Source organism: Flavobacterium sp. DG1-102-2 (assembly GCF_033042555.1).
In the GTDB taxonomy this organism is placed as follows: Bacteria; Bacteroidota; Bacteroidia; order Flavobacteriales; family Flavobacteriaceae; genus Flavobacterium.
Genome location: NZ_JAWLIK010000003.1, coordinates 275005 through 290268 on the forward strand (window position 1 = coordinate 275005; position 15264 = coordinate 290268).

General features: G+C 41.1%; 13 protein-coding genes. All 13 read right to left on the reverse strand.

The window, feature by feature from the left end:
• Positions 1-50: 50 nt before the first annotated feature.
• The 13 genes from R1T16_RS06600 to R1T16_RS06660 all read right to left on the reverse strand — a co-directional run bounded on the left by R1T16_RS06600 (position 51) and on the right by R1T16_RS06660 (position 15260).
• A complete protein-coding gene (locus tag R1T16_RS06600; protein ID WP_317500425.1) occupies positions 51-2183 on the reverse strand; it encodes a DUF349 domain-containing protein in 2133 nt (710 codons plus the stop codon).
• A gap of 138 nt (positions 2184-2321) precedes the next feature.
• On the reverse strand, positions 2322-3062 hold the full coding sequence (aroE, locus tag R1T16_RS06605) for a shikimate dehydrogenase (protein ID WP_317500308.1): 741 nt from the start codon (positions 3060-3062) through the stop codon (positions 2322-2324).
• Position 3063: 1 nt separating this feature from the next.
• On the reverse strand, positions 3064-3489 hold the full coding sequence (locus R1T16_RS06610; protein WP_317500309.1) for an energy transducer TonB: 426 nt from the start codon (positions 3487-3489) through the stop codon (positions 3064-3066).
• A gap of 67 nt (positions 3490-3556) precedes the next feature.
• A complete protein-coding gene (locus R1T16_RS06615; RefSeq protein ID WP_317500310.1) occupies positions 3557-4957 on the reverse strand; it encodes a tetratricopeptide repeat protein in 1401 nt (466 codons plus the stop codon).
• Positions 4958-5061: 104 nt separating this feature from the next.
• A complete protein-coding gene (locus R1T16_RS06620) occupies positions 5062-6258 on the reverse strand; it encodes an aspartate aminotransferase family protein (protein ID WP_317500311.1) in 1197 nt (398 codons plus the stop codon).
• A 101-nt stretch (positions 6259-6359) separates the two neighbouring features.
• Positions 6360-8009 carry an OstA-like protein gene (locus tag R1T16_RS06625; protein WP_317500312.1) on the reverse strand — a complete coding sequence of 550 codons (1650 nt, stop codon included), beginning with the start codon at positions 8007-8009 and terminating at the stop codon, positions 6360-6362.
• A 221-nt stretch (positions 8010-8230) separates the two neighbouring features.
• The gene (locus R1T16_RS06630; RefSeq protein ID WP_317500313.1) at positions 8231-9502 is read right to left on the reverse strand and encodes an adenylosuccinate synthase; all 1272 of its coding nucleotides are present in this window, start codon (positions 9500-9502) and stop codon (positions 8231-8233) included.
• A gap of 109 nt (positions 9503-9611) precedes the next feature.
• Complete coding sequence (locus R1T16_RS06635; protein WP_317500314.1) at positions 9612-10097, reverse strand: transcriptional repressor; 486 nt, start codon at positions 10095-10097, stop codon at positions 9612-9614.
• A 58-nt stretch (positions 10098-10155) separates the two neighbouring features.
• Positions 10156-12378, reverse strand: a complete 2223-nt coding sequence (locus tag R1T16_RS06640; protein ID WP_317500315.1) for a RelA/SpoT family protein — start codon at positions 12376-12378, stop codon at positions 10156-10158.
• 83 nt (positions 12379-12461) lie between these two features.
• Positions 12462-13016 carry a cupin domain-containing protein gene (locus R1T16_RS06645; RefSeq protein ID WP_317500316.1) on the reverse strand — a complete coding sequence of 185 codons (555 nt, stop codon included), beginning with the start codon at positions 13014-13016 and terminating at the stop codon, positions 12462-12464.
• Positions 13016-13522, reverse strand: coding sequence for a hypothetical protein (locus R1T16_RS06650; protein ID WP_317500317.1), 507 nt, complete (start codon positions 13520-13522; stop codon positions 13016-13018). The genes R1T16_RS06645 and R1T16_RS06650 overlap by 1 nt, the downstream gene beginning before the upstream one ends.
• Before the next feature lie 12 nt (positions 13523-13534).
• The gene (locus R1T16_RS06655; RefSeq protein WP_317500318.1) at positions 13535-14323 is read right to left on the reverse strand and encodes an RNA methyltransferase; all 789 of its coding nucleotides are present in this window, start codon (positions 14321-14323) and stop codon (positions 13535-13537) included.
• Positions 14324-14363: 40 nt separating this feature from the next.
• Positions 14364-15260: a hypothetical protein gene (locus R1T16_RS06660; protein WP_317500319.1), complete on the reverse strand. Its 897-nt coding sequence runs from the start codon at positions 15258-15260 to the stop codon at positions 14364-14366.
• Positions 15261-15264 lie beyond the last annotated feature (4 nt).

Below are 15264 nucleotides of genomic sequence, written 5' to 3' on the forward strand. Positions count from 1 at the left end.
AAAGGGCATAAAAAAACCATCAGCTTTCACTGATGGTTTTTCTATTTTGATTATTGTCCCTCCTGCTGTTGCTGCTTAAGGACCCTTATTTGTTTAAGCTTATCTTTCCACGTTTTAAGTTCTTCTTTGTGGCGTTCAATGCTTTTTTGAACTTCCCTTACAAATGGGTTATCACCTTTTGCGTTAGAGATGAACTGGATATTGTTTTCCAGCTGGAAAATTTCTCCCTGTACTTCATCAATCTTACGCATTATGAAAAGCTGTTCGTTTTCAAGCCTTCTGGTGTCATCGCCTTCAGACATTTGTTCCAGCCTGTTGTTGAACCTCACCATATCGGTCTCCTTCTTAGAAAGGCTCAGCTTGTCAAACAATGCATCAAGTATTTTGTTGAATTTGCCTTCTATATGCCTTCTTGCCTGCGGTACGCGGCCTAAAGCCTTCCAGTTCTCAATATGTTTTTTGATGCCGTCAAGATCTGTTTTATGGTCGCCTGTGAGTTCAAATTCTTTTAAGCTTTCTAAATATTCTTTTTTCTTGTCAAAAGCTTCCAGTTCATCTTTGTTTGCTTCGTTGCGCTGTGCATGAAGCCTGTCGAAGTAATGGTTACAGGCTGCCTTGAAATCTTTCCAAACGCTGTCAGAATATTTTCTTGGCACATGGCCAATAGTTTTCCATTCGTCCTGGATCTGTTTCATGACAGGGGTAGTGGCGGCAAAATCCTCACTTTCCTGAAGCGACCTTGCTTTTTCTACAAGTGCCTGTTTCCTGTTCAGGTTATCCTGCTGGTCCTTTTTAATGTCTTTATAAAAAGAGTTCTTAACGGTATTAAAGTTCCTTACAGCAGCTTTAAAAGCAGCCCAGGTATCTTCATTTACCTCTGCCGGTACTTTACCGGCTTTAAAGAATTGCTCCCTTAATGCTTCAATGCGGTCTATTTGTCCCTGCCATGCGCTGTGTGCTGTTATTTTCTCTTCAGATATAGCGTCGATCTGAGCGATGATATCTTTCTTTTTAGCCAGGTTAGCCTCCTCCTGTTCCCTGCCTTTAGCCACTAGTTCCTCACGCTTGTCGTGCAGCTGTTTTGTAAGTTCGCTAAAGCGGTTCCATATTTCCTCACGGTGCTCACGTGATACGGGGCCTATCTCTTCTTTCCATATTTTGTGAAGCGCCTGCAGCTCACGGAATGCCTTATTGATATCCGATTCGTTTACAAGTTCCTCGACACGGGCAACAATCTTTTGCTTTTGCTCAAGGTTGTGCTTAAAGTCCATGTCTCGGGCTTCCCTGTCAAGGTGAAGGTGGTCGTAAAAACGCTCTATGTGGAAATGGAAGTTGTTCCAAACGTGGTTGTATTTGTCACGCGGAATAGGGCCTGCATTTTTCCAGCGCTCGCGAAGATCGCTAACGTGCTTAAGTGCATCCTTAATGTTTTCGCTGCCTTCAGCAACACTTTTAAGTTCCTCAATAATGGCAAGCCTGTTCTCAAGGTTGCCTTTAAGGTCTGTCTGCAGTTTTTTAAAGTGGCTGTTCTTTTTATCCCTGTATTGGTTATAAAGGGTATCAAACTTGTTTTTAAGAGGGAAGTGATATTCAAATTCAGACGTGTCGCCGTTGTTCTCGTGGCTGTGCTCGTCTTTTTTCTCCTCAATAAAATGATTGTATTTAGAATAGAATTCTTTGCGTATTTCTTCGATGTGGTCTTTAACCGACATCACTTTTTCTATGACAGCAAGCTTTTCAAGTTCTTCCGTAAGGTCTTCCATAGAAAGTTCCTCATAGTTTTTCATAGGGATATCATGCCCTATAAGCGATTCATCTTCGCCTTCCTCAGCATTGCTTTCCGCAATGGAATCCACTGCCGATAATTTTTTATCTTCAGCAGGAAGTTCAGCTGTTTCTGCCGCTACTTCGTCGGCCTTATTTTCATCTGCTACTACTGTAGGTGCTACAGCGTGAGAATCTTCACTTTCTTCTTCATTTGCAGGCTCATCGGCAACTTTTGCAGCTTCCAGCAGCTCTTTAGGAGCAAAAGGGAGCTGACCTTCAGTCTCATGGACTAAAGGAGTTTCGCTGTTTTCAACATTTTCATTTTCAGCGTTGTAATCCGTGTGCAGAGTGCCGTTTACTTCGTTTATTTGCTCTCCATCTGCGTTATGCAGGTTATCATTCTTTTCTTCTAACATCGTAAAAATGCTTAAGTGGTTAATTGCTTTATTGCCGAAAGATACTAAAGCTGGTTTAAAATTCAAAGAAAAACATTAATTTCTAAAGGTTTGGGCAATTTAATTCGATATAAGTAACGATTTATTAAAAAAGGTGTATTATTTTTTATTCCATATCTTCCAGGCCTTTTCTGCCTGGTGTACCAGCATCTCATAACCGTTACTAATTGTTGCTCCATTTTGGGCAGCACGCTTCATGAATTCGGTTTCTGCGGGGTTATACACGAGATCGAATGCGATATGCTTATTGGTGAAATGCGAATAGTCTATTGGGGGGCATTCATGTACATTTGGGAATGTTCCCAGCGGTGTAGTGTTTATGATTATCTGGTAATCATCAAATACATCTTTATCAAGGTCTTCATAAGCATAAATCACATCTGTAGCGGTGCGGGAAACAAAATCATATTTAATCTTCAGTTGGCGAAGCGCATAAGCTATAGCTTTTGATGCGCCTCCGGTACCCAGTATCAATGCTTTTTGATGATGGGGCAGAAGCATAGGCTGTAAGACTTTACGAAAGCCATAATGATCAGTATTAAAGCCCTTTGTGCCTTTTTTAGAAATAACGATAGTGTTTACAGCCCCAATGAGCTGTGCTGTTTTTGAAACTTTATCCAAAAGCGGAATTACCGCTTCCTTATACGGAATGGTCACGTTAAGCCCTTTGAGCCTTTTGGTATTCTCAATGATTTCAGGCAATTGCGATATGTTGTCGATATCAAAATTGGTATAGGTATAGTTTTCAAGGTCTGCTTTTTCAAATTTTGCTTTAAAGTAACCGGCAGAAAAAGAGTAGCTTATATTACGGCCAACAAGGCCAAAACGTTTTGGTTTCAAATTATTCTAGTGTTAAGGGTAAGGACATCTGGACGCGTAAAGCTTTTCCGTTTTCAATAGCGGGATACCACTTTTGCATCAGCTTAACTGACTGCTCAATGTCTCGTATTAATTTTTTATCATTCGATGTATATATGTTTATATCCGACAAATTTCCGTCTTTTTCAATAGTGAAATTCAACTGCGACTTTTGTTTTAAGCGGTTTAGCTTTTTTAAAGAAGCTTTGCTTAGTTTTTCCTTCAGCTCTTTAAGAAAATTATTTACTCCTCCCGGATAATCTGCGCTTACACTTATTCCCGGCAAAGGGCTTGTCATCAACTCCTTCATAAATAGGAAGTCAACTTTTATCAGACTGTCTAATGTTGTTGTTTGGGCAATGCCAGACGTAAAGTGCAGAATAAACGCTGCTAGAAATAGTTTCTTCATCCCATAAAAGTAAAAAAACCTGACTATTTTTATATAGTCAGGCTCGATATTTCTGAAATTCAGTTTATTACTGTCTTTTTTCGTGCTTTTTTATCTCATCCTGAACTATATCAGAATAGTAAATGGCAGGGAAATATTCTTCTATAAGCATGTGGTGTTTAAAGCCAAGACGCAAACCGTTGCTTAAGTGAAACACCGCTTTATCTTCTTCCTGCTGCATAAAATACAGCCCGGCGAGACGGTATTCTACCTCATACTCTTCAGGAAAATATTCTGAAGACTGCAGCAGCGTGCTGATAGCAGTGTCATATTCACCAAGGGTAACCAGTGTATCGGTCCAGAACAACCATGTGTCCAATTGATAATCGCCAAATTCTACAGCCTTACGGTAGCCTTCTTCGGCTTCTTCGTGAAAGCTAAGCGCCTTATTGATTACAGCATAACGTTTCCAGTACAGTTTGTTCTCGTTGTCAATACCAATCGCCTTGTTTACATAATAAAGGGCTTTCTGGTAATTCTTACGGCGAATGTAAAAGTCGGTTATTGCTATCCATGCTTTGTCAAGCAATGGATCTTCGTGAACAGTTTTAAGGTAAAACTTAAGGGCTTCCTCAAAATTACCCATGCGTTCGTGGCATTTACCTACGCGCAATAGAGCAAAAGAAGTAGGGTCATCAAGTTCCATTGTCATGTTGTAGCACTCTATAGCCTCTTCATAACGTTTCAATTTTTCAAGCGACTTTGCTTTTTCAAGAAATGCACCTAAGAAACTGTCGTCTATAAGAGTGGCATAATCAAATGCGCGTAATGCGCCTTCGTAATCTTTTATGGCATAATACTGCCTTCCTAGCTGATGCCATGCTACTTCGCTGTACGGGTTCTTGTCAATAAATCCGTTAAGGAAGTCTATTGCCTCTAGGTTTTGGTCAAGAAAATCAAAGCAGTATACAACATTATACAGTGCAGAATGATCTTCGGTATCTTCATCAAGGCATTTGATAAAGTTATCCTTTGCCAGTTCCAGGTTGTCCATAAACAAGTACTCCATACCTATTAGCGAATATACGTCGGCAAAATCGTCAGTATATTCAAGGGCGGTCTGTAAAAGTTCTACAGCTTTATCATGCTGATCCCTTTTAGAGTAAATATTTGCTTTCTGGATATATATTTCTTCGTTTGTTGGCTCAATTGCGTACAGCTCATTCAGTAATTTTTCGGCAATGTCTAATTTATCATCAAAAACTAAAAGCTCTACTTGCACTAATTTTAAACCTGTGGACCTGGGATGTTGTTCCAGGCCTAATTTTAAGGCCTTCTTAGCTAAATTTATTTTTCCGGTGTCGAGGTAGTGAAGAATGATGTCTTCAAACTCTTCGGAGTCAAAGAATAAAACTTTGTTGGTTTTCAACATCGATTCAAACTTTGATAAGGATAAACTGTAATCTTCTTCTTCGTGGCTCAAATTCATACTCCCAATTTTTTAAAATTACCCTTCTTAAAGTTACGCAAAGTAAACCTCAAAAGGAAATAATTTAGATTTCTTTTGAACAATTTAATTAACAAATTTTATTGTTAATTATTGTACTGTTCGGCAAGAATCTCATTCATAACTTCAATAATAATGCCACACCCTTCTTCAATCTCCTCATTACTCAATGTGAGGGGAGGAGTTATGCGTATTGCTTTGCCTTCAAACAGCAGCCAGAATAAAATAAGCCCTTTTTCCTGGGCGCGTAATATCACTTTATCGGTAATATCTGCAGCAGGAGTCATGGCAGCCAGCATAAGGCCTCTGCCACGCACTTCTTCAATCAGCGGATGTACCAGCAGTTTCCTGAAAAGTTTTTCTTTTTCAAGCGCCTGCGCCATTATGTCAGTTTCCAGTAGTTCCTGTAGCGTAGCCAGGCAGGCTGCTGCAATTACGGGATGTCCGCCAAAGGTCGTTATATGTCCCAATTTAGGATCATGGCTCAGCAGGTCCATCATTTTGTCGTTTGCAGTAAAGGCACCAACCGGCATTCCGCCGCCCATACCTTTGCCCATAACAACAACATCAGGTACAACATCATAATTCTCAAAGCCAAATAATTTCCCTGTGCGTCCAAAGCCCGGCTGGATTTCGTCAAGTATCATCAGCGCGCCCACTTCGTCACAGCGCTGGCGCACTTTTTTCATGAAGTCGTTTTCAGGCTGAATAAAACCTGCGCCTCCCTGAATCGTTTCCAGGATTATGCCCGCAGTTTTGTTGGTTATTTTCTGGAGGTCTTCTTCGCAGTTAAAAGTGATGAAATCCACATCGGGGATTAGCGGGCGAAATACCTGTTTGCGTTCCTCAAAGCCCATAACGCTCATAGAGCCCATAGTGTTACCGTGGTATGCATTAAAGCACGATATAAGCTGGCTTCTTCCGGTAACCCTTCTCGCCAGTTTTAAAGCACCCTCAATAGCTTCGGTGCCCGAATTTACAAGGTATGTCTTATTAAGCTGAGGCGGCATATTTTCGGCTAAAAGCCTGCACAGCTGTACAGCAGGATGCTGCGCATACTCGCCATACACCATCACATGGCTGTACTTATTCAGCTGATCTATGATGGCCTGGTTAACCCTTGGGTGCTGATGCCCAAGCGTTACCGCCGAAACACCTGCCTCAAAGTCCAGGTATTTTTTATTGTTAGTATCGTATATGTAAGAACCTTTTGCGTGCGAAACTTCCATCCCTAACGGGTAAGGGGAAGTCTGCGCCTGGTATTTTAAAAAATCGTTGATCATTTTATATTCTTATGCATAATTGAGATTGCCACATTCCGCTGCACTGCGCTGGCAATCACAGAGCGGTCTGAAAATCCGTAACTGTGACTAAAAATTATTTTTTATTCAGTAACAGGTTTCGGCTTAGGCTTCGGGTTGTTCTTGTCGTAATCCAGTGTTTGCTTAAGCGGTTCCATAGGTGTGTCTTCTACAGCCTTGTCTTTTTTACTCTGGTTTACGATCTTATCGTGAATTTCCTGCTCTTCAGGCGGAAAAATATCGTCTTTGGTCTTTATAATTTCGTCTCCCCGCCATATAAAGCCCCTAAGCTTCCGCACATTTTGAGGAAATTCAGAATCAGGGTAGGTAAAGCTCTCTGTCTTTTTGTAAATGTATACCGATGTAATTTTGTTGTCTTCGAGATCCATGTGTATTCTGCTGCCTACTCCTTTATCAATGCCAAAGAGTTCCTGCTTGTCATACATATAATAGATTTTCTCGGCATTTCCCACCATGTCTACCTGGTACATTTTGTTGTCTTTAAATTTACCGTACAGGTTCTTGCCCTTTATTTGGTTGTATCCGGTGCCGAGGGTGTCTTTCTGTATGATAAAAGCATTGTTGAGCACCTTTAGCGAATCTACCTGCTGGGTTTTATTGTCTGATATGATATGGATTACATCACCCGTAAGCTGGCTGTCGCCATTCCATACCACAGGTCGCTTGATAAGCTGGGTTAACCCTTTCTTTTCATCAGAATGTATAGAATCGCACTTACCGCTCATGTCTATCTTATAAAAGCGCGCATTGTTATAGCCTCTTATTATCCTTTCGCCGGGTTTACCCGTAACAACCATGAGTTTGGCGTGGGTGTAGAGCGTATCTTTTTCTACCAGTGTTTTGGCTACCGCGTGTTTTGTCATAACAAGCGAATCACCTATTGGTTTCCGGTATATTTCAGAGTAATGGCCTTCCAGCACATATTTGTTTATGGTGTCGGTAACTTTCACATTGTTTGTTGCAGATGAAAAATTCTTCGGCTTGTTATAGTAGAGGCTGTCACCTTTAATTATCCGCGTACCATATCTTATATACGATTTGGTTAACAGCTTGGCTTCGTTCTTTTTGGTGTCATAAAAGCCTTTTTCTGTATATATAAAGTCTTCTTTGCTTGTAATGGTTGAAGGACCAAAAACATACGAGTGACCAGAATTGGTATAATAATCAAGATGGTTAGATTTTAATACATATTGAGGGTTGGTAAGCACCACCGCCGTTCTGAATTCGTATTTCTTTTGCCCGGCAATATAACGCCCCGACTTACTTTTCAACGTGTTTTGTCCGTTTACTATCGTTCCGTACGTATTGTAATAAGCCTGTTGTATGGTTCTGTCAAAGTTAATAGTATCGGTAGTAAGCTTCATTTCCGGTGAACGCATCACTACATCGCCTGTTGCATAAGCAAATTTGCGGTCACCATTATATTCGGCATATTTGCTGTCCATGAACAGGGTATCGCCCTGGTTCATTTTTACATTCCCAAAAAGCTTTACATAATTTTCCTTAGTAAAAAAGTAAGCTTTATTGCAATTCATCTTTATACCTTCGTGTACTACTACAACATTCCCTATAAACACGACAGCGTCAGGGATTTCTGTTTGGTTCTTGTCGGTATAATCTGAGTTTTCAATGATAACCGGCTTTTTCTGCTGTGCCGTCATCACCTGGTTTAATAAGGTAAAAGATATAAGTAAAAAAAGAAGCTTTTTCAATTTTATGGAATTTGAAACAAATTTAAGCAAAAACTATAACAATAGGTATGTAGTTTTATTGTGGTATAAATGTTTTTCCTCATTTTGGTTTTCTCAAAACATAAGGGGTAATTAATGTGTATGGTACATTAGTAGATAACATCAGAGTGTAGCTTCTCCCTCTCCCTTGGGGAAGGCTGGGGTGAGGCAAAAAAAAGCCGCTCTTTCAAGCGGCTTCTGTATTATTTCATAATTGTCTGAGTCCTGTCCGGGCCTACAGATACAACTTTGATAGGCACTTCTAGTTCTTTTTCAATAAATTCAATATATTCTTTAAGTTCAGCAGGAAGCTCATCATACGTAGTCATTCCTGTAAGGTCTGCAGCCCATCCTTTTTTCTCAACAAAAACAGGAGTTACATTTTCTGGTTCAATGTTGTAAGGGAGGTGGCTTATTTCTTCCCCTTTATATTTGTATGCTGTACATACCTGCAGGGTGTCAAAGCCGGAAAGAACGTCCCCTTTCATCATGTAAAGTGCTGTAACGCCATTAACCTGAACCGCATATTTAAGTGCAACAAGGTCAAGCCATCCGCAGCGTCTTGCACGTCCTGTAACCGAACCGAACTCATTACCAACGCGTGCCATTGTAGCACCGTCTTCATCAAACAATTCGGTAGGGAAAGGTCCGCTGCCTACACGTGTAGTATATGCTTTAAATATCCCGAATACATCTTTAACCCTGTTTGGTGCAATACCAAGGCCTGTACAAGCTCCGGCAGCAGTAGTGTTAGAAGAGGTAACGAAAGGATATGTACCAAAATCGATATCAAGAAGCGATCCCTGAGCACCTTCAGCAAGGATAGTTTTTCCTGCTCTCATTGCCTGGTTAAGGTATTCTTCACTATCAATAAATTGTAGTTTCTTAAGTTCTTTTACCGCAGCAAAGAATTCTGCTTCAAGCTCAGCAAGGTCATACTCAAGCTCTACATTGTAGAAGTCTATCATAGCCTGGTGTTTGTCTGCAAGATGGCGGTAAAGTTCATCAAAATTAGCAAGTTCGATATCGCCTACGCGAAGACCGTTCCTGCCGGTTTTGTCCATATAAGTAGGACCGATGCCTTTAAGGGTAGAACCAATTTTTGCCTTTCCTTTAGATGCTTCAGATGCAGCATCAAGAAGACGGTGGGTAGGTAATATAAGGTGTGCTTTTCTTGAAATAAGAAGGCGTGACTGAATATCAATGTTGAATTTTTCAAGTCCTTCAATCTCTTTCTGGAAAACAACAGGATCTATAACGACACCGTTACCAATGATATTTACAGAGTTTTTGTGGAATATACCCGATGGTATAGTTCTCAAAACGTGTTTAATTCCGTCAAATTCCAGTGTGTGGCCAGCATTTGGTCCGCCCTGGAAACGGGCAATGATATCATATTTAGAGGTGAGTACGTCAACGATCTTTCCTTTACCTTCGTCGCCCCACTGTAATCCAAGCAGCAAATCTACGGTCATTCCTATTTATTTGTTTGTTATATTGAACTAATTGTTTTTCCGGATAGTAGTAAAAATAAAAACCAATCCTTTTCAGGGTTGGTTTGTCGTTTCTTAAAACGGGCCCTTATTAATTTTCTGCGGCAGGCAGTTCAGCGATAGGCTCTTGCTCTGCAACAGGTTGTTTTTTATGGCCGTAAAGATATAAAGAATGGTTATGAATTTCAATACCAAAAATTTCTTCTATCGTTTTTTTGATAGATTGTATCCTTGGGTCGCAAAACTCTATAACTTCTCCCGTGTCTGTCATTATAATGTGGTCGTGCTGTTTGTCAAAGTACGACTTCTCGTAGTGGCTTTGGTTCTGGCCAAACTGATGTCTCCTTACAAGGCCGCATTCTAAAAGCAGTTCTATCGTGTTGTACAGTGTAGCACGGCTTACACGATAGTTTTTGTTCTTCATCTTTATGTACAGCGATTCAATGTCAAAATGTTCGGTGCTGTCATATATTTCCTGAAGTATAGCGTAGCGCTCAGGAGTTTTCCTGTGGCCATTATCTTCAAGAAACTTTGTAAAAACATTTTTTACAATGTCCTGGTTTTTATTATTTTCCATGGTTTTTGTATCGATGGTGCAAAGATAATGTAATTTTCGTTAAGTGAAAGCATTAACCTTAATTGTTATGAATCCTCGTCACTTTATCTATGCCCTCAATTTTTTTAATATTTTCAATCAGTTTTTTAAGAATGGTGTTGTTTTGTACCACCACGGTTAGTTGTCCGTTAAAGATACCCGCATTACCGCTAAGCGATATACTTTGTATATTAACGTGCATGTTGCTGGATATTACCTTGGTAAGCTCGTTTGTAAGCCCTAGTATATCCATACCTGTTATTTTAAGGGTTGCCTTAAATTCTTCCTGCGAAGAGTCTATCCATTTGGCCGGCATGATGCGGTACGCATAATTGCTTTGCAGCCTTATAGCGTTAGGGCAGTCTCTTTTATGCACCTTTATCCCCTCGTTAATGGTGATAAAACCAAAAACATCATCCCCGGGAATAGGGTTGCAGCAGTTAGAAAGCTTATAGTCCAGTTTGTCTTCATTCTTGCCAAACACAAGCAGGTCATAATTACGGCTTATCTCTTCTTTCTGGATCTGCTCCTGCGGAAGATTTGGCGTACGCTTCATTTTGTTCTTAAAGAAGTTCATGAAGGTATTGCTCTTCAGTGCAGCATAATCCTTAAGCTGCTGGTTGTCTATGGTTCCCACGCCCACGCGGTAAAACAGGTCAAGGCTGGTCTTTAACTTAAAATAATTTACCAGTTCGTTAACCGTAGTCTCGTTAAGTGTTATCTTAAGATGACGCAGTTTACGGGTAAGCAGTTCCTTGCCATCGTCGGCAATTTTCTTGGTGCTTTCGTTAAGTACGTTCTTTATCTTGTTCTTGGCACGTGCTGTAGTAACATAATCCAGCCAATGCGGGTTAGGTTTTTGGTTGGCCGATGTAATAACTTCTACCTGGTCGCCGCTGTTCAGTACATGGTTTAACGGAACCAGCTTGCCATTTACTCGTGTGCCCCTTGTCTTTACACCTATCTCTGAGTGTATGCTAAAAGCAAAATCCAGTGATGTAGCACCTTTAGGAAGCGATTTAATCTCTCCTTTTGGCGTAAATACATAAATCTCTTTGGCGTATAGATTCAATTTAAAATCTTCAACAAAGTCCACGGCATTCGCCGACGAATTTTCAAGCGCTTCCTTAAGCAGGTTAAGCCACGTTTCAAGTCCGTGTTCTTCGGTAGAACCTCCTTGTTTGTATTTGTAGTGGGCAGCGTAGCCTTTTTCGGCAACTTCGTCCATACGATCGCTTCGCACCTGTATCTCAACCCATCGTCCTTTAGGTCCCATAACTGTAATGTGCAGCGCCTCATATCCTGTAGATTTAGGCGATGATATCCAGTCTCTAAGTCGGCTTGGGCTTGGGCGGTAGTGGTCGGTTACTATAGAGTATATCTTCCATGCCACGAATTTTTCATCGTGCTGGTCCGATTTATAAATGATGCGCAGTGCAAACTTATCGTATACCTCGTCAAAAGTAACACCCTGGGCTAGCATCTTTCTTCGGATGGAATAAATTGACTTCGGCCTGCCTTTAATCGTGTATTCGATATTTTCAGCGTCAAGGGAAGCCTTAAGTACATCCGATATCGATTTGATATAAGCATCCTGCTCCTCTTTGGTTTCTTTCATTTTGCTCACAATGTCGTTATACACTGCGGGCTCAGTATACCTCAAGCCAAGATCTTCAAGCTGCGATTTTATGTTGTAAAGCCCCAGGCGGTGTGCCAGCGGAGCATAAATATACAATGTTTCCGATGCTATTTTAGCCTGCTTATAGTCGGCCATGGAGTCCATGGTCTGCATATTGTGCAGCCTGTCGGCGATCTTGATAAGGATTACCCTAACATCATCATTCAGGGTAAGCAGCATCTTACGGAAATTCTCGGCCTGCATCGATATCTCCTGATCGGTCTTAACCTGAGCTATTTTAGTAAGGCCGTCAACAATCTGTGCAACTTTTGGGTTGAACATGCGCTCAATGTCTGCAACAGTAATGTCGGTATCTTCTACAACGTCGTGCAGCAGGGCAGAGGCAATAGAAGTGGCACCCAGCCCAATTTCCGATGCTACAATTTTAGCCACGGCAATAGGGTGGAAGATGTAAGCCTCTCCCGATTTCCTGCGCTGGTCCTTGTGGGCATCCACAGCAACATCAAAAGCTTTTCGTATAAGCTTTTTATCGTCTTCGCTAAGCGTTTGGTAACTGATGCGGAGTAACTCTTTGTATTCTTTGGCAATAGCCTTATTTTCCTGCTCTGTATCGATTTCTATCATAGTCCTTTGTCAATAGCTTTAAAATTAGTGATTTTTTTCATCAAAAACAAAGCTCCCTATCGAATTATTCTATGATTGCATAATTAATCGCCGCAATACGTTTTTAACAGTTTTTTTTCGGAACCCGAGATTTTCGCCAGGCGGTAGGCCAGTGACGCAAGCGGACTGAAGATGTAGAAGTATAAATTTTTTAGATGGGTGTCGCCCCAATAAAGCAGGGCTGCGCCATATAGCGGATTTTTAGGTATCATGCTTTTTGTGGTCCTGCCGTCATTTACCAGACCAAATAACCCTTTTATGAAATTTTCAAATCCGGGCTGTCCGCTGCGCAGCATGATCCTGAAAACAATCGGTTCGGTTCCGTCATTAAAGAAACGATGTTCAACACCTATGGGCACAAGACGGTTTTGTCCCGGTTCCAGATAAACTGTATCTTTTTCATAGAGGAGGCCCAGCTTTCCTTCCACAGCAAAGAACTCTTCGGTAAAGCGGGTATGATAATGGGGCGGATTACCGCCACCAGGCATAAGGTAAACTTCAAGCAAAGAATATTCTCCGCCAGTATCGGCAGAAGACGCCAGTATTTTAGTGTATTCGCCGTTTAACGGATTGTAATATGTCTTTGCATTGCTCATCATTAGCAGGGGAAAAAGCTTTCTATAGCTACAAGTACGCCTTTCTTAAATGTAAAACGCCATAGGTTATCATCAAGATCACTGCCTGAACCCAGCAGGAAACCTGCCTCAGGTGCATCTTTGTCAACGCTTTTTACCGCTTCGGGAAACAGCGTCTTAAGATCATCTATTTTTGTATTGGCATTAAACTTTTTGCCTTTGTAGCTAAAGAAAAAGGAACTCTTCTTATCAAAAGTTATCTTCCTGAAATTCATTATGCCGTTGTCAATCTCATATTGAAGCTCTTTATAAAAATAATACTGAAAATTGCTGTCTTCGTCAGATCCGCATATATCAGCGTAATCAGGGGTAAAAATCTTATCGGCTTTTTTGTAAACGGCTTCAAAATCACGTTTTGATATCGTCAGTTCCAGTTTTCCGTTTATACGTGCTTCGTCCCAGTTAAGCGTCTCAATTTGGGCATTCGCCGAAAAAGTAATCAGCGTAAGTAAAAAATAAATCAATTTCATATCGTCAGTTTTCTAAAAGCCGCGTTGTCTTTTAGCTTCAAAAATTAGTATTGCAGCCGCTACCGAAACATTCATGGAATCAATCTCGCCCTGCATGGGAATTATTATGTTTTTTGTGGATGCATCGCGCCATTCCTGCGTAAGGCCGGTTGCTTCGGTACCTACCACAAGTGCGGTAGGAGTGGTGTAGTCCTGGGTATGGTATTGTGTAGAATCCTGAAGGGTAGCGCAGTAAATACTTATGTTCTTTGCCTTAAGAAATGCAATAACGTCATCGGTAGTTCCTGCGGCGATCTGGTTGGTAAATAAACAGCCCACGCTGGAACGTACCACATTAGGATTGTACATATCGCTTTTAGGGTTGGCTATAATAACAGCATCAAGCTTTGCGGCATCGGCAGTGCGTAAGAGCGCGCCAAGGTTGCCCGGTTTTTCGGGAGCTTCTGCAACAAGTATCAGCGGATTATTGCCCAGTTTAAGGTCGGTAAGTTCAAGCGATTTGCTTTTGGCAATGGCTATAATACCTTCGGTAGTATCTCGATAGGCCAGTTTTTGGTAAACGTCGCGGCTTATTTCTATGATTTCTATCTGCCTGCCTGCAAGCACAGACACTTCAACTTCACTAATCATATCCGGCAGGAACAAGACGGTTTCAATTTCGTAACCGCCTTTTCGTGCCAGCTGTATCTCGCGTTGTCCTTCAATTAAGAATGTACCGCTTTGGCGGCGGGCTTTAGCCTTCTCCTGAAGCAGCACCAACGATTTGATAAAAGGATTCTGCGGGCTCGTAATTTGTTTCATCTGGGTATATTTCGCCTGCAAAGTTAAGCAACAATAGCTATTACTTAAAATATTTTGCCTGTTCCTGCTCTATGCGCGCCTGCAGCTGCTCTAAATTTCCTGTATTCTCAAGCGTAATCTTAGCCAGTTTAGATGTAAAACTTTTAGGGTTCTTAGCGATAAAACGCCTGTATTCAGCAATATTTTCATCTTCAAGCTGGCCTGTTTCGGTATTCATGGAGCGGGTGTTGTCCATACCTAAAAGGTAATCCATCTGATATGACTTGTAATTGTCTATGGCTTTCTCCCTTAATTTAGTTTTTGGGAACTTCTGCAAAAACGTTTCCCAATGCAAAACCCTTTCAGATACCTGTTCAAAAGTTACATGAAGGCCCGCATCAAAAGCATAAACTTCTTTGTCTTCATCGGCATTTATGCGTATAAATTCTTTATAGTCAGGAGTTACGTAAAGCTTAAAAATATTGTAATAATAATCGCTTCCGGCGCAAATATCTACATAGCCTTCTCCCTGTTCACACAGGTCAAGCCCCGCTTTTTTTAGCAAAATCACTTTGCGCTGGATAGAATCTGGAGGAGTAATACGCTTTTCTTCATCATAAAAATAATCGTAAAAATGTTCCAGCATATAATTTTCTGCCCTGTACATACTGCTAAGCAACAGCATGTTTTCTTCATAATAGGCATCATAAATTTCATTTGCCTCTTCGCTGGTAGATTGGGTAAGCAGAATTTTAATATGCTCTTTACGATCGGTATATAAGGTTACAAGCTGCTGTAAATCGGGTTTTGCATCGCTTTGGGCGGTAGCTGCCGCAACAGTGTCGGCAGGTATTTCCAGTCTTTCAACAGACCGGTCGGCATTGTTTACCGTCGTATCCTTTTTACAGGATGCGATAAGCAATGCGGCTGCAATACATACAATATGGTTTAGTTTCATGAGC

What these genes read in the sequence shown, in the direction of transcription:
- R1T16_RS06600 (WP_317500425.1), bottom strand. Translation starts at nt 2,183, where the DNA reads ATGTTAGAAGAAAAGAATGATAACCTGCATAACGCAGATGGAGAGCAA.
- R1T16_RS06640 (WP_317500315.1), bottom strand. Translation starts at nt 12,378, where the DNA reads ATGATAGAAATCGATACAGAGCAGGAAAATAAGGCTATTGCCAAAGAA.
- R1T16_RS06635 (WP_317500314.1), bottom strand. Translation starts at nt 10,097, where the DNA reads ATGGAAAATAATAAAAACCAGGACATTGTAAAAAATGTTTTTACAAAG.
- R1T16_RS06630 (WP_317500313.1), bottom strand. Translation starts at nt 9,502, where the DNA reads ATGACCGTAGATTTGCTGCTTGGATTACAGTGGGGCGACGAAGGTAAA.
- R1T16_RS06655 (WP_317500318.1), bottom strand. Translation starts at nt 14,323, where the DNA reads ATGAAACAAATTACGAGCCCGCAGAATCCTTTTATCAAATCGTTGGTG.
- R1T16_RS06610 (WP_317500309.1), bottom strand. Translation starts at nt 3,489, where the DNA reads ATGAAGAAACTATTTCTAGCAGCGTTTATTCTGCACTTTACGTCTGGC.
- R1T16_RS06660 (WP_317500319.1), bottom strand. Translation starts at nt 15,260, where the DNA reads ATGAAACTAAACCATATTGTATGTATTGCAGCCGCATTGCTTATCGCA.
- R1T16_RS06650 (WP_317500317.1), bottom strand. Translation starts at nt 13,522, where the DNA reads ATGAAATTGATTTATTTTTTACTTACGCTGATTACTTTTTCGGCGAAT.
- R1T16_RS06645 (WP_317500316.1), bottom strand. Translation starts at nt 13,016, where the DNA reads ATGATGAGCAATGCAAAGACATATTACAATCCGTTAAACGGCGAATAC.
- R1T16_RS06615 (WP_317500310.1), bottom strand. Translation starts at nt 4,957, where the DNA reads ATGAATTTGAGCCACGAAGAAGAAGATTACAGTTTATCCTTATCAAAG.
- R1T16_RS06620 (WP_317500311.1), bottom strand. Translation starts at nt 6,258, where the DNA reads ATGATCAACGATTTTTTAAAATACCAGGCGCAGACTTCCCCTTACCCG.